17 protein-coding genes are annotated in these 17873 nt (G+C 71.0%); 9 read left to right on the forward strand and 8 right to left on the reverse strand.

Annotated features, from left to right (window positions below):
- Positions 1–3: 3 nt before the first annotated feature.
- Positions 4–1386: a replication initiator gene (locus ACZ4A5_RS28900; protein WP_467590565.1), complete on the forward strand. Its 1383-nt coding sequence runs from the start codon at positions 4–6 to the stop codon at positions 1384–1386.
- Positions 1379–2011: a recombination directionality factor gene (locus ACZ4A5_RS28905; RefSeq protein WP_467590532.1), complete on the forward strand. Its 633-nt coding sequence runs from the start codon at positions 1379–1381 to the stop codon at positions 2009–2011. Before ACZ4A5_RS28900 ends, ACZ4A5_RS28905 begins: the two co-directional genes overlap by 8 nt.
- A 57-nt stretch (positions 2012–2068) precedes the next feature.
- Here ACZ4A5_RS28905 and ACZ4A5_RS28910 read toward each other — a convergent pair whose 3' ends face one another.
- On the reverse strand, positions 2069–3838 hold the full coding sequence (locus ACZ4A5_RS28910) for a recombinase family protein (protein ID WP_467590534.1): 1770 nt from the start codon (positions 3836–3838) through the stop codon (positions 2069–2071).
- Positions 3839–3864: 26 nt separating this feature from the next.
- On the opposite strand from ACZ4A5_RS28910, the gene ACZ4A5_RS28915 reads away from it, so the two are divergent.
- The 4 genes from ACZ4A5_RS28915 to ACZ4A5_RS28930 all read left to right on the forward strand — a co-directional run bounded on the left by ACZ4A5_RS28915 (position 3865) and on the right by ACZ4A5_RS28930 (position 6331).
- Positions 3865–4038 (forward strand): DUF4177 domain-containing protein, encoded by a 174-nt coding sequence (locus tag ACZ4A5_RS28915; protein WP_390751238.1) that lies wholly within the window; start codon positions 3865–3867, stop codon positions 4036–4038.
- Complete coding sequence (locus ACZ4A5_RS28920; protein ID WP_398870550.1) at positions 4035–4499, forward strand: RidA family protein; 465 nt, start codon at positions 4035–4037, stop codon at positions 4497–4499. The genes ACZ4A5_RS28915 and ACZ4A5_RS28920 overlap by 4 nt, the downstream gene beginning before the upstream one ends.
- 90 nt (positions 4500–4589) lie before the next feature.
- Positions 4590–5504 carry an NUDIX hydrolase gene (locus ACZ4A5_RS28925; RefSeq protein WP_467590537.1) on the forward strand — a complete coding sequence of 305 codons (915 nt, stop codon included), beginning with the start codon at positions 4590–4592 and terminating at the stop codon, positions 5502–5504.
- Positions 5501–6331, forward strand: coding sequence for an MBL fold metallo-hydrolase (locus tag ACZ4A5_RS28930; protein WP_467590540.1), 831 nt, complete (start codon positions 5501–5503; stop codon positions 6329–6331). The genes ACZ4A5_RS28925 and ACZ4A5_RS28930 overlap by 4 nt, the downstream gene beginning before the upstream one ends.
- Positions 6332–6448: 117 nt before the next feature.
- Here the strand turns inward: ACZ4A5_RS28930 and ACZ4A5_RS28935 are convergent, their stop codons facing one another.
- A complete protein-coding gene (locus ACZ4A5_RS28935) occupies positions 6449–7123 on the reverse strand; it encodes a Crp/Fnr family transcriptional regulator (protein WP_030367278.1) in 675 nt (224 codons plus the stop codon).
- A 394-nt stretch (positions 7124–7517) separates the two neighbouring features.
- On the opposite strand from ACZ4A5_RS28935, the gene nth reads away from it, so the two are divergent.
- The 3 genes from nth to ACZ4A5_RS28950 all read left to right on the forward strand — a co-directional run bounded on the left by nth (position 7518) and on the right by ACZ4A5_RS28950 (position 10345).
- Entirely contained in the window at positions 7518–8318 is an 801-nt protein-coding gene (nth, locus tag ACZ4A5_RS28940; protein ID WP_467590544.1) for an endonuclease III, read from the forward strand.
- 57 nt (positions 8319–8375) lie between these two features.
- Positions 8376–9059, forward strand: coding sequence for an NUDIX hydrolase (locus ACZ4A5_RS28945; protein WP_467590547.1), 684 nt, complete (start codon positions 8376–8378; stop codon positions 9057–9059).
- 86 nt (positions 9060–9145) lie between these two features.
- Positions 9146–10345: a MarP family serine protease gene (locus ACZ4A5_RS28950; protein ID WP_467590550.1), complete on the forward strand. Its 1200-nt coding sequence runs from the start codon at positions 9146–9148 to the stop codon at positions 10343–10345.
- Between the two features lie 84 nt (positions 10346–10429).
- Here the strand turns inward: ACZ4A5_RS28950 and ACZ4A5_RS28955 are convergent, their stop codons facing one another.
- The 6 genes from ACZ4A5_RS28955 to ACZ4A5_RS28980 form a co-directional block, all read right to left on the reverse strand.
- Positions 10430–10642 (reverse strand): hypothetical protein, encoded by a 213-nt coding sequence (locus tag ACZ4A5_RS28955; protein WP_398870543.1) that lies wholly within the window; start codon positions 10640–10642, stop codon positions 10430–10432.
- Positions 10643–10814: 172 nt separating this feature from the next.
- Positions 10815–11828, reverse strand: coding sequence for an alpha/beta fold hydrolase (locus ACZ4A5_RS28960; protein WP_467590553.1), 1014 nt, complete (start codon positions 11826–11828; stop codon positions 10815–10817).
- The gene (locus tag ACZ4A5_RS28965) at positions 11825–12313 is read right to left on the reverse strand and encodes a phage holin family protein (protein WP_467590555.1); all 489 of its coding nucleotides are present in this window, start codon (positions 12311–12313) and stop codon (positions 11825–11827) included. The genes ACZ4A5_RS28960 and ACZ4A5_RS28965 overlap by 4 nt, the downstream gene beginning before the upstream one ends.
- Before the next feature lie 66 nt (positions 12314–12379).
- Positions 12380–13777, reverse strand: coding sequence for a Na+/H+ antiporter NhaA (gene nhaA / locus ACZ4A5_RS28970; protein WP_467590558.1), 1398 nt, complete (start codon positions 13775–13777; stop codon positions 12380–12382).
- Positions 13778–13979: 202 nt separating this feature from the next.
- Complete coding sequence (gene acs / locus ACZ4A5_RS28975) at positions 13980–15947, reverse strand: acetate--CoA ligase (RefSeq protein WP_467590561.1); 1968 nt, start codon at positions 15945–15947, stop codon at positions 13980–13982.
- A gap of 205 nt (positions 15948–16152) precedes the next feature.
- Positions 16153–17694, reverse strand: coding sequence for a carbonic anhydrase (locus tag ACZ4A5_RS28980; RefSeq protein WP_467590568.1), 1542 nt, complete (start codon positions 17692–17694; stop codon positions 16153–16155).
- Between the last annotated feature and the right edge of the window lie 179 nt (positions 17695–17873).

A 17873-nucleotide genomic window follows, 5' to 3' on the forward strand; every position in this document is an offset into this window, starting at 1 on the left:
CGCCTGCGTCAGCTCTCCGACACCGACCGCGACGCCCTCCACCTCGCCCAGGACCCTCAGTTCCCCCGCTGGCTGGAACAGATCACCGCCACTGGCGGCTGCGCTCACCCCGTCCACCTCACTGGTTCCACGACCACGAGGGACGCGGCCACCGGCGAGATCCTTCACCACTACGACACGGCCACCGAGCCCGGCGAACGTCTCCTGGTCCGCTGCCGCAACCGCCGCTCCTCGGTCTGTGCCCCCTGCTCCCGCCTCCACGCCGGAGACACCTTCCACCTCGTCCGCACCGGACTGACCGGCGGCAAGACCGTTCCCGCAGAGGTCCGTGAGTACCCCCGGCTCTTCGTCACCCTCACCGCCCCGTCCTTCGGCCCCGTCCACCACACCACCCCCGACGGCAAGCGGTGCCGCCCCCGGCGCGACGCGGGCCAGTGCGAGCACGGCCAGCCCCTCGGCTGCACCGTCGTCCACGCGGGTGGTGACCGGCTCGTCGGCCAGCCACTCTGTCCCGGCTGCTACGACTACCCCGCCCACGTCCTGTGGCACGCGCACGCCGGACAGCTCTGGGACCGCTTCACCCGCGCCGTACGCCGCCACCTCGCCACCACAGCCGGGCTGCCGCAGTCCCGCTTCGCCGACCACGCCCGGCTCTCCTTCGCCAAGGTCGCCGAGTACCAGAAGCGCGCCGCCGTCCACGTCCACGCGGTCGTACGCCTCGACGGACCCGAAGGGCCCGCAACTCCGCCTCCGTCCTGGGCATCGGCCGACCTGCTCACCACGGCCGTACGGCACGCGGCCCGGTCCGTCGTCATCCGCGCCCCCTACAGCCCGGCCGCCGGGGAACACACCCTCCGCTGGGGCACCGAACTCGACGCCCGCCCCCTCCGCGCCACCACCGACACAGCCCTCGGCCTGGCCGACGACGCGGTCGCCGCCTACGTCGCCAAATACGTCACCAAAGGCGCCGCCGACACCGCAGCCGGCACCGACCACCGCCTCCTGACCTGGGACGACATCACCACCACCCCCGCAACCCCGCACGTCCAGACGCTCATGCGCACCTGCTGGCGCCTCGGCGGCCTCCCCGAGTACGCCCCGCTCCGGCTCCGCTCCTGGGCCCACACCCTCGGCTACCGCGGCCACATCCTCACCAAATCCCGCGCCTACTCGACCACTTACGCGGCCCTGCGCACCGAACGCGCCGCCCACGAACGCGCCGGAGACCAGACCCCCGACGGTCCCGACACGCTCACCGAAGCCCACTGGCGCTACCTCGGCTCCGGCCACACCCCCGGCGCCGCCCTCATCGCCGCCGGAATCGCCGAAGATCTCGCCACCAACCGGGCCATCTCCCGAGGCGAGCACGGGGGACGGGATGCGTGACCAGTTCGTGGGCTACTTTCAGCAGGGGCGTCTGGTCAACAACCGACCGCAATCCCTTCCTGGCTGGCGTATAACGACTGGCGATCCCGAGGTGGCGAAGGAGGTTGCTCGGCTCATGGGCGGGCTACCGGAGGAGTGGGTCACCAGCTGTGGCGATTCCCTCGAAGTTCTCACGGGCGCGGCAAGGGCCGATGTCATCATCGAAGGCCCATCGGCCCTGACAATGGAAATGCGCCTATGGAAGCGAGCGCAGCTGGTGCACCACTGCGACGGAACGTCTTTGCTGGGTCCTGAAGAGCTTCGGGGAACCCCCTGCGGATGCCCTCCGTCCATGGCGGAGCGCAAGGCTGCCGCGAAGGCGTTCAGGGGCCCACAGCCCATCACGGCTCTCGCCTTCCGGCTGGCCGACGCTCCGGGACTTGGTCTCTTCCTGCTTCGATCGATGAGCTGGAGGCTTGCTGAGGATGCCTGTGGTGCTGCTGAAATCCTTGGGCGGGCAAAGGGTCCGGTGGTGGCCGAACTCTGCCTGGACCTCACGGAGATGACCACCAGTGGCGGCCGAACTGTCTCGTACCGCAAGCCAGGGATCGTGTTCCATCGCCTGAATTCGCAGATCGTGAGCTAATGGAATACCCCGGCAAGGTCAGCTCGCCGGGGTAGCGTCACGTCAGCTTCGTCGGAGCTACGTCGTCTTCAACGACTCGCGCTTCCGCCGCTTGGCCCATTCCAGTGTGACCCGGGGTTCGATCACAGCCTCGGCCTTGTTGCCCAGACTCTTCTCATCGTCCCGTGCCTTACGAATGGTGATCCGTTCCAAGAAACACTTGACGAGCGCGCGCTTTTCTTCAAGCGGAGCCTTTTCCCACCACGAGCCCTTCCCGATCGGATCGCCATCCCAATCCGGATCGTGGCTCAGCCACTCGGCGATAGGGAGTACGGGGGCGTCCAGCTCGCCGAGTTCCTCGATGCGCGTCTCGGCCTGCTTCATGAGCCGTTGTTGTGCCTCCACATCCTCCTTCCAGCGACGACGGCCGATCTCGTCTCCGTCGTAGAGCCGACGCTCGTCGTAGAGCTGCTCCAGAGCTCGCACGGCGCTGGCGCGTTCCCCGATGACACGTTGCCGCTCCTGTGCCGTCTCCGGGTTCTCTGTGGCCTGGCTGAATCGTTCGGCGGCGGCAGCGAGGATCTCGGTTGTCTCAGGGTCGTCTTCTGAGGTGATGAGACGAGCGAAGATGGAACGTGCCACGTGCTCGTCAACACCCGCCCTGCTGATGTACGAACCGCCTGCGTGTTCGCCTTCCTTGGGCTGGTAGCCGGACGGTCGGGAGCAGAAATATGAGCCGCCTGCGGGGCGGACAGCGTCGTTGGCACCCATGGGCCGGTTGCACGTGCTCTCGCAGTACAGCACTTCCATGGATGACAGAAGCGATGTAGTCCGGTTCTCCCATTTCCGGGCCGGGCGCTCGTCCAACCATTCTTGGAGCTCGAACCAGTCGCCAGGCTCAAGGATCGGATCCCACGCTTGGATGGGGAGTCCCTCGTGATCCAGCCGGATGCGATGGCCTACCACCCGCTTCTTGGACGGGTCCTTTTTCTGGGGTTCGTAGACAGGGTCCGTCGCGAAGCCGGCAAGGTGTGGGTGTCGAAGAATTGAGGTGAGGGTCTTAATGTGCCAAGAACCGCCCTTCGTCTTCTTGCCCTTGTGGGCCCCTGACGTCGGCTCTCCGTCCCGGTTGAGCCTGCCGACGACGCTTCCGAGGGAACCGGGCACGGATCGGCCGGTCGGCTTGCTGGGGAGCGGTGTGCGCTTATGGCGCTTGATCTCGTCCCAGACGCCCTGGATGAGTTCGGCTTGCTCCCTCTCGGTACCGAGGATCTGCACCACCACGGGCTTGCCCTCGGAGTTGTATACCGTGACGGGGACGAGCTTTCGGCCGAACGGTGCCCTTCCGCCTACGTAGCCTCCGAGTTCCCGGGCGGCCTTCACGGCACCGCGAACGGCGATGCTCTTGTTCTTGCTCTCTTGGTGGGCGCCGTCCAACCGGAAGATCAGGTGGATGAGATCCATGATGTTCCCCTTGCGGAAAACACCCTCGTTGACGCTCACGATGGTTACCCCGAGGCCCAGCAACTCGTTGACGATCGGGATGGCGTCGGTGGGCTCAAGACGCGACAGCCGCGAGATGTTGTAGACGATGATCATGTTGATCCGTCCACTCCGGCAGTCCTTGAGCATCCGTTCGAAGTCGGGGCGCTCCTTGCCGCTGAACGCGGAGATGCCGATGTCTTCGTAGTGGCCGTGCCAGACAGCGTCGATGTCCCTCCTGGCGTACTCGTCGCGGATCTGGTCGAAACGGCTCCTCTGCGCTGTGCGCTGCACGGCCGGGCTCGTCTCGCTCCCGTTCGCCCGGCCGTAGGACTGCCGCCCGTATCCTGCTGCGTGAATGGTCATTTCCGTTGCCTACCTCTGGAGCGACTATGGGCACGCCGTGCCACCGAAAGTATGAATACGCGACCGTGCCGCTCCTCGTGCACGCCACCAAGCAGATCCTGGACACCTGGGGCGAGGACGGCTGGGAGCTCGTCCAGGTCGTCCCGGGCCCGAACAACCCCGAGCAGCTCGTGGCCTACCTCAAGCGGGAGAAGGCGTGAGTGCCGTCGAGGCCAGGCTCGCCGAGCTGGGTCTGACGCTGCCCGACGTGGTGCCGCCGCTGGCCGCCTATCAGCCGGCCGTGCGCTCCGGCGCGTACGTCCACACCGCCGGCCAGCTGCCGATGGTCAAGGGCTCGATCCCGCTGACCGGCAAGGTCGGCGCCGAGGTCAGCGCCGAGCAGGCGAAGGAGCTGGCGGCGGTCTGCGCGCTCAACGCCCTCGCCGCCGTGAAGTCGGTCGTCGGTGACCTCGACAAGATCGTCCGAGTGGTGAAGGTCGTGGGCTTCGTCGCCTCCGCACCGGACTTCACCGGCCAGCCGGGCGTCCTCAACGGCGCCAGCGAGCTCCTGGGCGAGGTGCTGGGCGAGAAGGGCGTGCACGCGCGCTCGGCCGTGGGCGTGGCGGTCCTGCCGCTGGACGCCCCGGTGGAGGTCGAGATCCTGGTGGAGGTCGGGGACTGACCCCGAGGTTCGCGTACGGGCCGCTGCGCGGGATGCGCACCGGCCCGGCCACCCCTCGAACATCCGCGCATGAGCGCATAGCATCCGGCCATGTCGGCTTCGAACGGCCAGTGGTACCCGCCGGAGTGGCCGGACCGGATCAGAGCGCTGGCCCGCGGCGAGCTCCGGCCCGTCGCGCCCCGGCGCGCCGCGACCGTCCTGCTGCTCCGTGACGGGGCCGACGGCCCCGCCGTCCACATGCTGCGCAGACGCGCCTCCATGGCCTTCGCCGGAGGCGCGTACGCGTATCCGGGCGGCTCCGTCGACCCGCGTGACGAGCGTGAGGTGCCCTGGGCCGGGCCGTCGCGCGCGGAGTGGGCGCGGTGCCTCGGCGTGGACGCCACCGGAGCCCAGGCCATCGTCTGCGCGGCCGTACGGGAGACCTTCGAGGAGGCAGGCGTGCTGCTGGCGGGCCCGGCGCCCGACACGGTCGTCGCGGACACCACCGGAGCCGACTGGGAGGCCGACCGCGCCGCCCTGGTGAGCCGTGAGCTGTCCTTCGCCGACTTCCTCGACCGGCGCGGCCTGGTGCTGCGCAGCGACCTCCTCGGGGGCTGGGCGCACTGGATCACCCCGGAGTTCGAACCGCGCCGCTACGACACCTGGTTCTTCGTGGCCGCGCTCCCCGAGGGACAGCGCACCCGCAACGCCTCCACCGAGGCCGACCGCACCGAGTGGATCCGGCCGGGCGCGGCGGCGGACGGCTACGACCGGGGCGAGCTGCTGATGATGCCGCCCACCATCGCCACCCTGCGCGCGCTGCGCCCGTACGGCAGCGTGCGGGAGGTGGTGGCGGCGGCGGGTGAGCAGGATCTCACCCCTGTTCTGGCGCAAGCCCGGCTCGTCGCCGGGGAGATCGTGCTGAGCTGGCCGGGGCACGAGGAATTCACCAAGCACATCCCTCCGGGACCGCCGGAGCCCGGTGCCCCCTTGGGAACCCCGCGAGCTTTGGGAGCCGACTCATGACCACGACAGCCGACCTTCCAGGCAGGCCGCGCGGCGGCGCCATCGGCGGCCCCGCGACCGCCCGCGCGACCTGTGTGCTCGCGGACAACCCCTCCGCGATGACGCTGGACGGCACCAACACCTGGATCCTCGCCGAGCCCGGCTCCGACCTCGCGGTCGTGGTCGACCCCGGCCCGCTGGACGAGGCCCACCTCGCCGCGGTCGTCGCCACGGCCGAGGCGGCGGGCAAGCGCGTCGCCCTGACGCTGCTCACGCACGGGCATCCCGACCACGCGGACGGCGCGGGCCGTTTCGCGGAGCTGACGGGCACGCGCGTACGGGCGCTGGACCCGGCGCTGCGACTGGGCGGCGAGGGGCTCGGGGTGGGCGATGTGATCACCACCGGCGGGCTCGAACTGCACGTCGTCCCGGCGCCGGGCCACACCGCGGACTCGCTCGCCTTCCACCTCCCGGCGGACCGCGCGCTCCTCACCGGCGACACGGTCCTCGGCCGTGGCACCACGATCGTCGCGCACCCGGACGGAAGGCTCGGCGATTACCTCGACTCCCTGCGCAGGCTGCGCGCGCTGACCGTCGAGGAGGGCGTGGAGACGGTGCTGCCCGGCCACGGCCCGGTGCTGGACGACGCCCAGGGCGTCATCGACTTCTATCTGGTGCACCGGGCGAAGCGGCTCGCGCAGGTCGAGACGGCCGTCGAGAACGGCTGCCGGACGCCTGAGGACGTGGTCGCCACGGTCTACGCCGACGTCGACCGCTCGCTGTGGCCGGCGGCGGAGCTCTCCGTCCGGGCGCAGCTGGACTATCTGGGGGAGCACGGCCTGATCTGACGGGCGCTCGTGAAGCGTGAGCGCATGCCGAAGGCCCCCGCCGTGTGGCGGGGGCCTTCGGCGCGTCTGCGGGCGCGGCCCCTCAGGGACGCGCCAGGGGGCGTGCGCCCCTTCGCGTCAGCGGGACCGCTTGGCGAGCCGCTCCACGTCGAGGAGGATCACCGCGCGGGCCTCCAGGCGGAGCCAGCCGCGGCCCGCGAAGTCCGCGAGCGCCTTGTTGACCGTCTCGCGGGAGGCGCCGACCAGCTGGGCCAGTTCCTCCTGGGTGAGGTCGTGCACCACGTGGATGCCCTCCTCGGACTGCACGCCGAACCGGCGGGAAAGGTCCAGGAGCGCCTTGGCGACACGGCCGGGGACGTCGGAGAAGACGAGGTCCGACATCGAGTCGTTGGTGCGGCGCAGGCGGCGCGCGACGGCGCGCAGCAGGGCGGTGGCCACCTCCGGGCGGGCGTTGAGCCAGGGCTGGAGGTCGCCGTGGCCGAGGCCGAGCAGCTTGACCTCGGTGAGGGCGGTGGCGGTGGCGGTGCGCGGCCCCGGGTCGAAGAGCGACAGCTCTCCGATGAGCTCACCCGGACCGAGGACGGCGAGCATGTTCTCGCGGCCGTCGGGCGAGGTGCGGTGCAGCTTCACCTTGCCCTCGGTCACCACGTAGAGGCGGTCGCCGGGGTCCCCTTCGTGGAACAGGGCGTCGCCCCTCGCGAGGGTGGCCTCGCCCATGGAGGCGCGCAGCTCAGCGGCCTGCTCGTCATCGAGCGCCGCGAAAAGCGGGGCGCGCCGCAGAACGTCGTCCACGAGTTCTCTCCTTGTCGACATGCACAGAGGACCGTGGTCCCCATGATGCCCGTCGGTAAAACTGTGTGATCAAACACAAGTGTCGCGCATCGTCGACCGAAGCCCTACGGCAGGGGTCCGATTGGGCTGCGGATTTCCTGCGCACGGGCCGGATGTCAGTGCTGGGCTCTAGTCTGGCCGGGTGTCCAATACGCCGGTGAGAGCACAGGGCAAGGGGGCCGGGAGGGTGACCGGGAGCCGCGATTCCGCTGTGGGCGAACGTCCGTCCGCACAGCAGGCGAATGCCGCGAGGCAGAACAAAACGCCGGGCGCGCCGTCGGGTGGTGAGAAGCCCGCGAAGCGCGCCGCCAGAACGGTGAAGGCCGCCGCCGCACCTGCGAAAAGCGCCGCCCCGGTGACAAAGAACGTCGCCGCGGTGAAGCCCGCCAAGCCGGAGTCCCGGACCGCGCTCGTCCGCCGCGCGCGCCGCATCAACCGGGAGCTCGCCGACGTCTATCCGTACGCCCACCCGGAGCTCGACTTCGAGAACCCCTTCGAGCTGCTGGTCGCCACGGTCCTCTCCGCGCAGACCACGGACCTGAGGGTCAACCAGACCACCCCGGCGCTCTTCGCCGCCTATCCGACACCGGAGGACATGGCCGCGGCCGACCCCGAGGCGCTGGAGCAGCTGATCCGGCCGACCGGTTTCTTCCGGGCCAAGGCCAAGTCCCTCATAGGGCTCTCGGTGGCGCTGCGCGACCGGTTCGACGGTGAGGTGCCGGGGCGGCTGGAGGATCTGGTGTCGCTGCCCGGCGTCGGCCGGAAGACCGCCAATGTCGTGCTGGGCAACGCCTTCGGGGTGCCCGGCATCACCGTGGACACCCACTTCGGCCGGCTCGTCCGCCGCTGGAAGTGGACCGACGAGACGGACCCCGAGAAGGTCGAGGCCGTCGTCTGCGCCCTCTTCCCCAAGAGCGAGTGGACGATGCTCTCGCACCGGGTCGTCTTCCACGGGCGGCGCATCTGTCACTCCCGCAAGCCCGCCTGCGGAGCCTGCCCGATCGCCCCGCTGTGCCCGTCGTACGGCGAGGGCGAGACGGACCCGGAGAAGGCGAAGAAGCTGCTGAAGTACGAGAAGGGCGGGCTGCCGGGCCAGCGGCTGAAGCCCCCGCCGGACTACCCGGGCCTGCCCGCCAGTCCGCTGGGCGCCGAGTGAGCGTGCCGAGGGCACGCACGGAGTGAGCCGGATGAGCGCACGTACGAGGGGAAGCGCATGACCAGCACGTACGGCCGGGGAGCCGCCGTCACCGCCGAGGGGCTGCCCGAGTGGCTCGAGCCGGTGGCGCGCGCCTCGGAGACCATCGAGCCGCACCAGCTCAGCCGCTTCCTGCCGCCGGACACGGGCGGCAGGCAGTCCGCCGTGCTCGTCCTCTTCGGCGACGGCCCCAAGGGTCCGGAGCTGCTGCTCCTGGAGCGCGCGGGGACGCTGCGCTCGCACGCGGGGCAGCCGTCGTTCCCCGGCGGCGCGCTCGATCCGGAGGACGGCGACCCGGCCGAGGGCGGGCCGGTCCGCGCCGCGCTGCGGGAGGCCGAGGAGGAGACCGGGCTCGACCCGTCCGGGGTGCAGGTCTTCGGCGTGCTGCCCCGGCTCTACATCCCGGTGAGCGATTTCGTGGTGACCCCCGTGCTCGGCTGGTGGCGCGCGCCCAGCCCCGTCGGGCCGGTCGACGAGGCGGAGACCGCGCGGGTCTTCGCGGTGCCGGTGGCCGATCTGGCCGACCCGGCGAACCGCGCGATGGCCAAGCACCCCAGCGGCCACATAGGGCCCGCTTTCCGGGTGCAGGGAGCGCTCGTATGGGGGTTCACCGCAGGGGTGATCGACCGGATCCTGCACTACTCCGGCTGGGAGCGCCCCTGGGACCGTGCCCGCCAGGTACCTCTGGACCGGCACGCCTGACAGGCATGAGACGGTGACCTCGGCCCCCACCCCCCGGGCGCGGGGCCGCCGAACCCACCGACAACATCATTGCGAGGCATTTCCCGGTGAACGTGCTGGATGTCGTGCTGCTGATCGCTGCCGTGTGGTTCGCCGTCGTCGGCTACCGCCAGGGCTTCGTCGTCGGTGTGCTGTCCGTGATCGGCTTTCTCGGCGGCGGTCTGGCCGCCGTGTACGTCCTGCCGGTCATCTGGGACAGCGCCACGGACGACGCCACCCCGGGCACGGCCGCCGCCATCGCGGCCGTCGTCATCGTCATCGTCTGCGCCTCGATCGGCCAGGCCGCCACGACCCACCTCGGCAACAAGCTCCGCCGCCACATCACCTGGTCACCGGCCCGCGCGCTGGACGCCACCGGGGGCGCGCTCGTCAACGTCCTGGCGATGCTGCTGGTCGCGTGGCTGATCGGCTCCGCCCTCGCCGGCACGTCCCTGCCGACGCTCGGCAAGGAGGTGCGCAACTCCAAGGTGCTGCTCGGCGTCGCCAGGGTCGTCCCCTCGCAGGCCAACACCTGGTTCGCGGACTTCAGCTCGGCCCTCGCGCAGAACGGCTTCCCGCAGGTCTTCGCGCCCTTCTCCACCGAGCCCATCACCTCGGTGCCCGCGCCCGACCCCCAGCTCGCCGAGAGCCCCGTCGCCACCTCCGCCCAGCGCAGCGTCGTCAAGGTCGTCGGCACGGCACCCAGCTGCGGCAAGGTCCTCGAGGGCTCCGGATTCGTCTTCGACCGGCACCGGGTGATGACCAACGCCCACGTCGTCGGCGGCGTGGACGAGCCGACCGTCCAGGTCGGCGGGCAGGGCCGGCAGTACGAGGCGAAGGTCGTCCTCTACGACTGGAAGCGCGACATCGCCGTCCTGGACGTGCCCCAGCTGGAGGCGCCCGCCCTGCGGTTCGCCGAGAACGACGCCGAGACGGGCAGGAGCGCCATCGTCGTCGGCTTCCCCGAGAACGGGTCGTACGACGTGCGCGCCGCCCGCGTCCGCAGCCGGGTCCAGGCCAACGGCCCGGACATCTACCACCGCGGCAACGTCCGCCGTGACGTCTACTCGCTCTACACCACCGTGCGCCAGGGCAACTCCGGCGGCCCCTTGCTCACCCCGGACGGCCGGGTCTACGGCGTGGTCTTCGCCAAGTCCCTCGACGACGCCGACACCGGCTACGCCCTCACGGCCGACGAGGTGCGTCCTGACGTCCTCAGCGGCCGTAAGGCGGTCGAGCGGGTGAACACCCAGAGCTGCGCCCTCTGAGCCCTCGCACGGGCCCGTGCGGGCTCCTGAGGGCCTTTCACGCCCTTTCGCGCCCCGGGATCACCTGGGCGCGGGAGAGGCGCGTCAGCGGCCGCGCGGGTGGTGGCGCAGCCGCGCCGACACCCAGCGGGCGCGACGGCGGATGATGCGCGGGATGCCGATGAGCGGATCCGGTCCGGCCACCGGCCGGTGCTCCGCCCTCGGCGCCCTGTCGGTCACCTCGCTCACAGCCACAGCGGAGTCGCCCTCGGCGCCCCGCTCCTGTGTCGCGTCACGGTAGTCGTGCGTCCAGCCCATACAGAGCTCTGTGCCCGGGGCCAAAGGTCGGTAATCGCCCAGGGGTCGCTCAATTGGCCTATGCGCCGGGCAATTGGCCGTTCGGGGGAACGGCCGTTCCCATGCGTGCGGCGGTGCTCCGGCTGCCGTGCCGGGCGGGATCCGCGGCCGGGGCGCGGGCCCTCCGCGGAGGTCAGCGGTCCGGTTCAGGATCCTTGAGCCAGTTGACCAGTTCCGTGGAGAACGCTGCCGGGTCCTCCTCGTGCGGGAAGTGCCCGAGCCCGTCGAAGAGCCGCCAGCGGTACGGCGCCTCCACGTACTCCCCGGAGCCCGCCGCGCTGCGCGTACGCATCACCGGATCGAGGGAACCGTGCAGGTGCAGCGTCGGCACCCGCACCGGACGCTTCATCCGGCGGTTGAACTGGAGACCGTCCGGGCGCGCCATTGACCGCACCATCCAGCGGTACGGCTCGATCGAGCAGTGCGCCGTGGAGGGGATCGTCATGGCCCGCCGGTAGGTGTCGACAGCGTCGTCGTCCGGCAGCCGGGGGCCCGACCACTCCCGCACCAGCCGTCCCACCAGTGCCGCGTCGTCCGCGACCAGCCGCCGCTCCGGCAGCCACGGCTGCTGGAAGCCCCAGACGTACGAACCGGCCGCGCTCTGCTTGACGTCGGAAAGCATCGCCGAACGCCAGCGGCGCGGGTGCGGCATCGAGGAGACCGCGAGCCTGCGGACCAGCTTCGGCCGCATCACGGCCGCCGTCCACGCCAGATAGCCGCCCAGGTCGTGCCCCACCAGCGCGGCGTCCGGCTCCCCGAGCGAGCGGATCACACCGGTGATGTCGAGCGCGAGGTTCGCCGGGTCGTAGCCGCGCGGCGTGCGGTCGCTGCCGCCCACCCCGCGCAGGTCCATCGCGACCGCCCGGAAACCGGCATCGGCGAGCGCCCGCAGCTGGTGCCGCCACGTCCACCAGAACTGCGGGAAACCGTGCAGCAGCAGCACCAGGGGCCCCTCGCCCATCTCGGCGATGTGGAACCGCGCGCCGTTCGCCGCCACATCCCGGTGGGTCCAAGGACCCTCGGGACGTACCACCGATGCCCCGGAGACCACCGGGGCCGGGCCCGTCCGCGCCGCCGGAGGCCCGGCGGAGGGGGTGGGCTCGGGGTCGGGAGACGCGGGCGCTGCGGAGGTATCGGGCACCGTCATACGGCCGAGCGTGTCACAGATGCGTCGGCGCGGCCCGTGTCGACCAGCGGGCGCGGGTGCGGCTTGACGGTGCCGAGGACAGCAGCCGTCTCCTTCGCGGAGGCAATGGTCTTCTCAGGCTTGCTGACCTTCTTGAACCTGTTCACCGCCAGCAGCCCGAGAAGGGCCGCGACCAGCAGGAACGCGCCGCCGACGATCAGGAACGACCAGGCGAGCCCCATGCCGAGGTTGTGGATGCCATACGCGGCGGCGAAGCTCAGAACGGGCAGCGAGAACAGCGCCAGCGTCCCGGCCGCGGCGACCGCGCCACCGCCGATGCCGACGCGCTTGGCGTCCTGCCGCAGCTCGGCCTTGGCCAGCGCGATCTCGTCGTGCACCAGTGCGGACAGCTCCGTGGTGGCCGTCGCCATCAGCTGGCCGAGGCTGCGGTTCGCGCCGTCGGCACCGTTCACACCGGTCGCCGCGCCGTCGTCGGCTGCGCTCATCGGCTGCTCCCTCATCGTCATCAGCTCGTCGTCTGCGGGTCTCCAGCGGATGTGAAGACACTCAGATCATGCCGGACCATCGTCCCCGGTGGTGCGCCCGGCAGCGACTTCGGCCAGCCTGCGGTGCTCGGCCGCCTTCGCCTCCAGGATCGCGGCCATCCGGAGGTGGTACGCGGGGTTGTCCTGCTCGTAGATGTCCGGGATGCCGTCGTGGTCCTCGTCAAGCTCCTCCGCGGCGCACAGTTTCCTGTACTTGTTGTCGCGCAGCTTGAGCAGCACGCTCGCCAGCACCGCGGCTATCAGCGAACCGACCAGCACGGATGCCTTGATCTCGTCGGTCAGCAGCTGGTCGTCCTTGAAGGCGAGTTCGCCGATCAGCAGCGAGACCGTGAAGCCGATGCCCGCCAGCGAGGCGACGGCCAGCACGTCCGGCCACTTGAGGTCGGGATTGAGCTCCGCCTTGGTGAAACGAGCCGCCAGCCAGGTGCCGCCGAAGACGCCGATCGCCTTGCCGGCGACCAGGCCGAGGACGACGCCGAGGGTCTCGGGCCGGGTGAAGACGTCCGACAGCGCGCCGCCGGAGATCGCGACGCCCGCCGAGAACAGCGCGAACAGCGGCACGGCGAGCCCCGCCGACAGGGGGCGCACAAGGTGCTCGATGTGCTCACCGGGGGAGTGCGCCTCGCCCTCACGGCGCGTGCAGCGCAGCATCAGCCCCATGGCGACGCCCGCGATCGTCGCGTGGACGCCGCTGTTGTACATCAGCGCCCAGTTGACGATGCCCAGGGGGACGTAGACGTACCACCCGCGCACGCCCTTGTGGAGCAGCAGCCAGAAGACGGCCAGGCCCAGCACGGCGAAGCCGAGGGCCGCGAAGTTCAGCTTCTGCGTGAAGAAGACCGCGATGATCAGGATCGCGAAGAGGTCGTCGACGACGGCGAGGGTCAGCAGGAACGCCCGGAGCGCCGAGGGCAGGGAGGTGCCGATGACGGCCAGTACGGCGAGCGCGAAGGCGATGTCGGTGGCGGTGGGCACGGCCCAGCCCGCCGTCGAGCCGCCGCCGGCCGACACCACGGTGAAGTAGACGAGCGCGGGCGCGGCCATGCCGCAGACCGCGGCGACGACCGGGAGGATCGCGGCCTTGGGATCGCGCAGCTCGCCCGCGACCAGCTCGCGCTTGAGCTCGATGCCCGCGACGAAGAAGAAGACGGCCAGCAGGCCGTCGGCGGCCCAGTGCTGGACCGAAAGATTCAGGCCGAGGGAGCCCGGACCGAAGTGGAACGAGCTGACCGACTGATAGCTGTCACGCAGCGGGGTGTTCGCCCAGATCAGCGCGGCGACGGCGGCGACGAGCAGCAGCACGCCGCCCACGGTCTCGGTACGCAGGGCATCGGCGAGGTAATTCCGCTCTGGCAGCGGCAGCCGGCCGAGAAAGACGGAGCGGCGGTTCTTGGGCGCGGCCACGGCGGAGGACCTCCTGGGGGTCGACTGGATACACGTGTGCTGTGTGCCGACCAGACTTCCCGGCGCGCCCATGATTCTTGTCGCGTTTTTGACGCGACGAATACTTACCTTAGCCCGAAAGAGTGAGGGGCACCCGGCGTGGCGCCGGGTGCCCCTCACTCGTACGAGGTGTTTCCTCGCTGCCCTAGGGCCGTGTGACGCCTCAGTCCTCGCTGCTCGCGGCCGGGAGCTGGGACTGGATCAGATCCATGACCGAGGAGTCGGTGAGCGTGGTGACGTCCCCGAGGGTGCGGTTCTCGGCCACGTCGCGCAGCAGCCGGCGCATGATCTTGCCGGAGCGGGTCTTGGGCAACTCGGCGACGGGCAGGATGCGCTTGGGCTTGGCGATCGGGCCGAGCTGCTTGGCGACGTGCGCCCGGAGCTCCTCGACCAGGCCCTCCTCGGTCGCGTCCACGTTGCCGCGCAGGATCACGAAGGCGCAGATGGCCTGGGTGGTCTGCGGGTCGGTCGCGCCGACCACGGCCGCCTCGGCGACCTTGGGGTGCGAGACGAGCGCGGACTCGACCTCGGTGGTGGAGATGTTGTGGCCGGAGACCAGCATCACGTCGTCGACGCGCCCGAGCAGCCAGACGTCGCCGTCGTCGTCCTTCTTCGCACCGTCGCCCGCGAAGTACTTGTGCTCGAAGCGGGACCAGTAGGTGTCGATGTAGCGCTGGTCGTCGCCCCAGATGGTGCGGAGCATGGAGGGCCAGGGCTCGGTGAGGACGAGGTAGCCGCCGTGGCCGTCGGGCACCTCGCGGGCTTCGTCGTCCACGACGGTGGCCGCGATGCCGGGGAGCGGCACCTGGGCGGAGCCGGGCTTGGTGGCGGTGACGCCGGGCAGCGGGCTGATCATGATGCTGCCGGTCTCGGTCTGCCACCAGGTGTCGACCACGGGGGTCCGGTCGGCGCCGATGTGCTTGCGGTACCAGACCCACGCCTCGGGGTTGATGGGCTCGCCGACCGAGCCGAGGACGCGCAGGCTGGACAGGTCGAACTTGGCGGGGATGTCGTCGCCCCACTTCATGGCGGCGCGGATCGCGGTCGGCGCGGTGTAGAGGATCGTGACGCCGTACTTCTGGACGATCTCCCACCAGCGGCCCTGGTGGGGGCTGTCGGGCGTGCCCTCGTAGAGCACTTCGGTCGCGCCGTTGCTCAAGGGGCCGTAGACGATGTACGAGTGGCCGGTGACCCAGCCGACGTCGGCCGTGCACCAGAAGACGTCGGTCTCCGGCTTGAGGTCGAAGACGGCGTGGTGGGTGTACGAGGTCTGGGTGAGGTAGCCACCGGTGGTGTGCAGGATGCCCTTGGGCTTCCCCGTGGTGCCGGAGGTGTAGAGGATGAACAGCGGGTGCTCGGCGTCGAACGCCTGCGGGGTGTGCTGATCCGACTGGCGCTCGACGAGGTCGTGCCACCACACGTCGCGGCCTTCGGTGAAGGCGATGTCCTCCTGGCCGGTGCGCCGGACGACGAGGACGCTGCGGACGTTCTCGGTGCCGGGACGGGTCAGGGCCTCGTCCACGGCGGGCTTGAGCGCGGACGGCTTGCCGCGCCGGTAGCCGCCGTCGGCGGTGATGACGACGCGGGCGTCGGCGTCGTTGATGCGGGTCGCGAGGGCGTCCGCGGAGAAGCCGCCGAAGACGAGCGAGTGCGGGGCACCGATCCGGGCGCAGGCGAGCATCGAGATGACGGCCTCGGGGATCATCGGCAGATAGATCGCGACCCGGTCGCCCGCCTGGACGCCCAGCTCCGTCAGGGCGTTGGCGGCCTTGGAGACCTCGCGCTGGAGCTCGGCGTAGGTGATGGTGCGGGTGTCGCCCGGCTCGCCCTCGAAGTGGATGGCGACCCGGTCGCCCAGGCCGTTCTCCACATGGCGGTCCACGCAGTTGTACGCCACGTTGAGCCGGCCGTCGGCGAACCACTTGGCGAACGGCGGGTTCGACCAGTCCAGGACCTCGGTCGGCTCGGTCTCCCAGCTCAGCCGCCGGGCCTGCGTGGCCCAGAAGCCCAGCCGATCAGCCCGCGCCTGCTCGTACGCCTCCGCGGTGACATTGGCGTGCGCGGCCAGGTCGGCAGGCGGTGCGAAGCGGCGCTCCTCCTTCAAGAGGTTGGCCAGGCTTTCGTTGCTCACGACATCTCCCTTTCCCAGGCTGCCCGTTGCGTCCCGGGCCATAGCTCATCAGCCCGGGGTGCACTCTGACAAGGGTTGTCGGGAAAAACTGGTTTAGACCTTTGCGCGGAGAGGTTGTCCGAGGTCAGACGGGGTGATGCGGGGGTGGCGAGGGGTACGTCGCCCCGGGGCGGCAGGGGTGGCCGTTCCGGGGCCGGCCGCCCCTTCAGACGGCGTCGAGGACCTCCGGTCGTACGGCCTTGAAGGTGCGCGAGCGCGGGTCCAGCACATACGCCTGTGCCTCGGCGACGTGGAAATACATCCCCTGCAGCTGAAGCATTCCTTCCGCCACACGCCGGGCGACGCACACGTGGGCCATCAGGTGGTCGAGCTGCTGCATCACGTTGACGAGCGCGAGGCGTTCGGCGTCGTCCGCCACGGGGCGGTCGGCCAGCGCCACCTCGCCGCGGCCGAGCCGGCCGATCCGCTGCATCCGGGCCAGGCTCGGACGGCCGTGCCGCAGCCAGCGGGTGAGCGAGGTCTGCTGGGCACCCGGTCCCTGGTCCGCGGCGTCGAGCAGGGCCTGCATCGCCCCGCATCCGGAGTGCCCGCAGACGGTGATGGTGCCGACCTCCAGCACCTCCACCGCGTACTCCACGGCGGCGCCGACCGAATCGCAGGTGCCGTCAGAACCGGGCGGAGGCATCAGATTGCCGACATTGCGCACGGTGAACAGATCGCCCGGACCGCTGGAGGTGATCATGCTCGTCACCAACCGGGAGTCGGCGCAGGTGAGGAACAGCTGGGTGGGGCGCTGCCCTTCGAGGGCGAGCCGGGCCAGCTCGTCCCGCACCAGGGGGGCCGTGTGGCGCTGGAAGGCGGTGACCCCGCCGAGCAGCTGCCGCCCGCCTCCGTCATCCTGGGTGTCGATGTCCGTGGCGGGACGGGTGCAGTGGTGGTTGCGCCAGGGGGTCCACGGGCGGCACACATGGGCGCTGGAGGGCTCGGCGACGGTCTGACCGCCGCGCCCGCGGAGCGTGACCCGGCCGCCGTGTGCGCGATGGGTGTCGGTCCATGACTGCAAGGCGTCGTAGGCCGCGTGATCCATGAAGGAGCCTCCCAGCTCGACCACCACGCTCGCGCCGGTGGGCACGTGCGCCAGCGCCCGGGTCAGCCGCGGCACGGCCAGGAACGTCAACTGCCCGCTGACGAGCACCAGGTGATCGCCGCCGCGCGGCTCGACGGTGACGCGGGTGTGTGCGAGCCTCCGCAGGGAGAGGAAGCCGGCGACCACGAGCCCGATCGTGAGCCCCTGCAGCACGCCGAGCAGCACCACCGACCCCAGAGTGGCCACGTACATCGGGAAATCCCGCTGCCGCCGCACATGCTTGATGTGCGCGAAGCTCACCATCCGGACTCCGGCGGCCATGACCAGCGCGCCGAGCGCGGCGAGGGGGATCAACTCCAGCACGGAGGTGAGCAGCCCCGCGCAGAGCACCACCCATGCGCCTTGCAGGACCGTGGACTTGCGGGTCGCCGCGCCCGCCCGGACGTTCGCGGAGCCCCGCAGCGCGCCACCGGCGATCGGCAGCCCGCCGAGCAGCCCGGAGACCACGTTCGCCGCCCCCTGACCGATGAGCTCCCGATCGAGCGCGGCAGGGTCGGCCGGAGCGTCCGGCCGCTCGGACCGCAGCCGGTCGACCGCCACGGCGGACAGCAGCGACTCCATGCTCGCGACGAGCGTGACCGTCAGGACGGCCGCGAACACCCCGAGCACCGGCCCCTCCGGCAGAGCCGGCAGGGCCTGGAACTCCCAGCGGGGCAGCGAGACGCGGGGCAGGACCAGCCCGGTGGCGGGGGGGGGGGGGGGGGGGGGGGGGGGGGGGGGGGGGGGGGGGGGGGGGGGGGGGGGGGGGGGGGGGGGGGGGGGGGGGGGGGGGGGGGGGG

Source organism: Streptomyces sp. NPDC025618 (assembly GCF_055558795.1).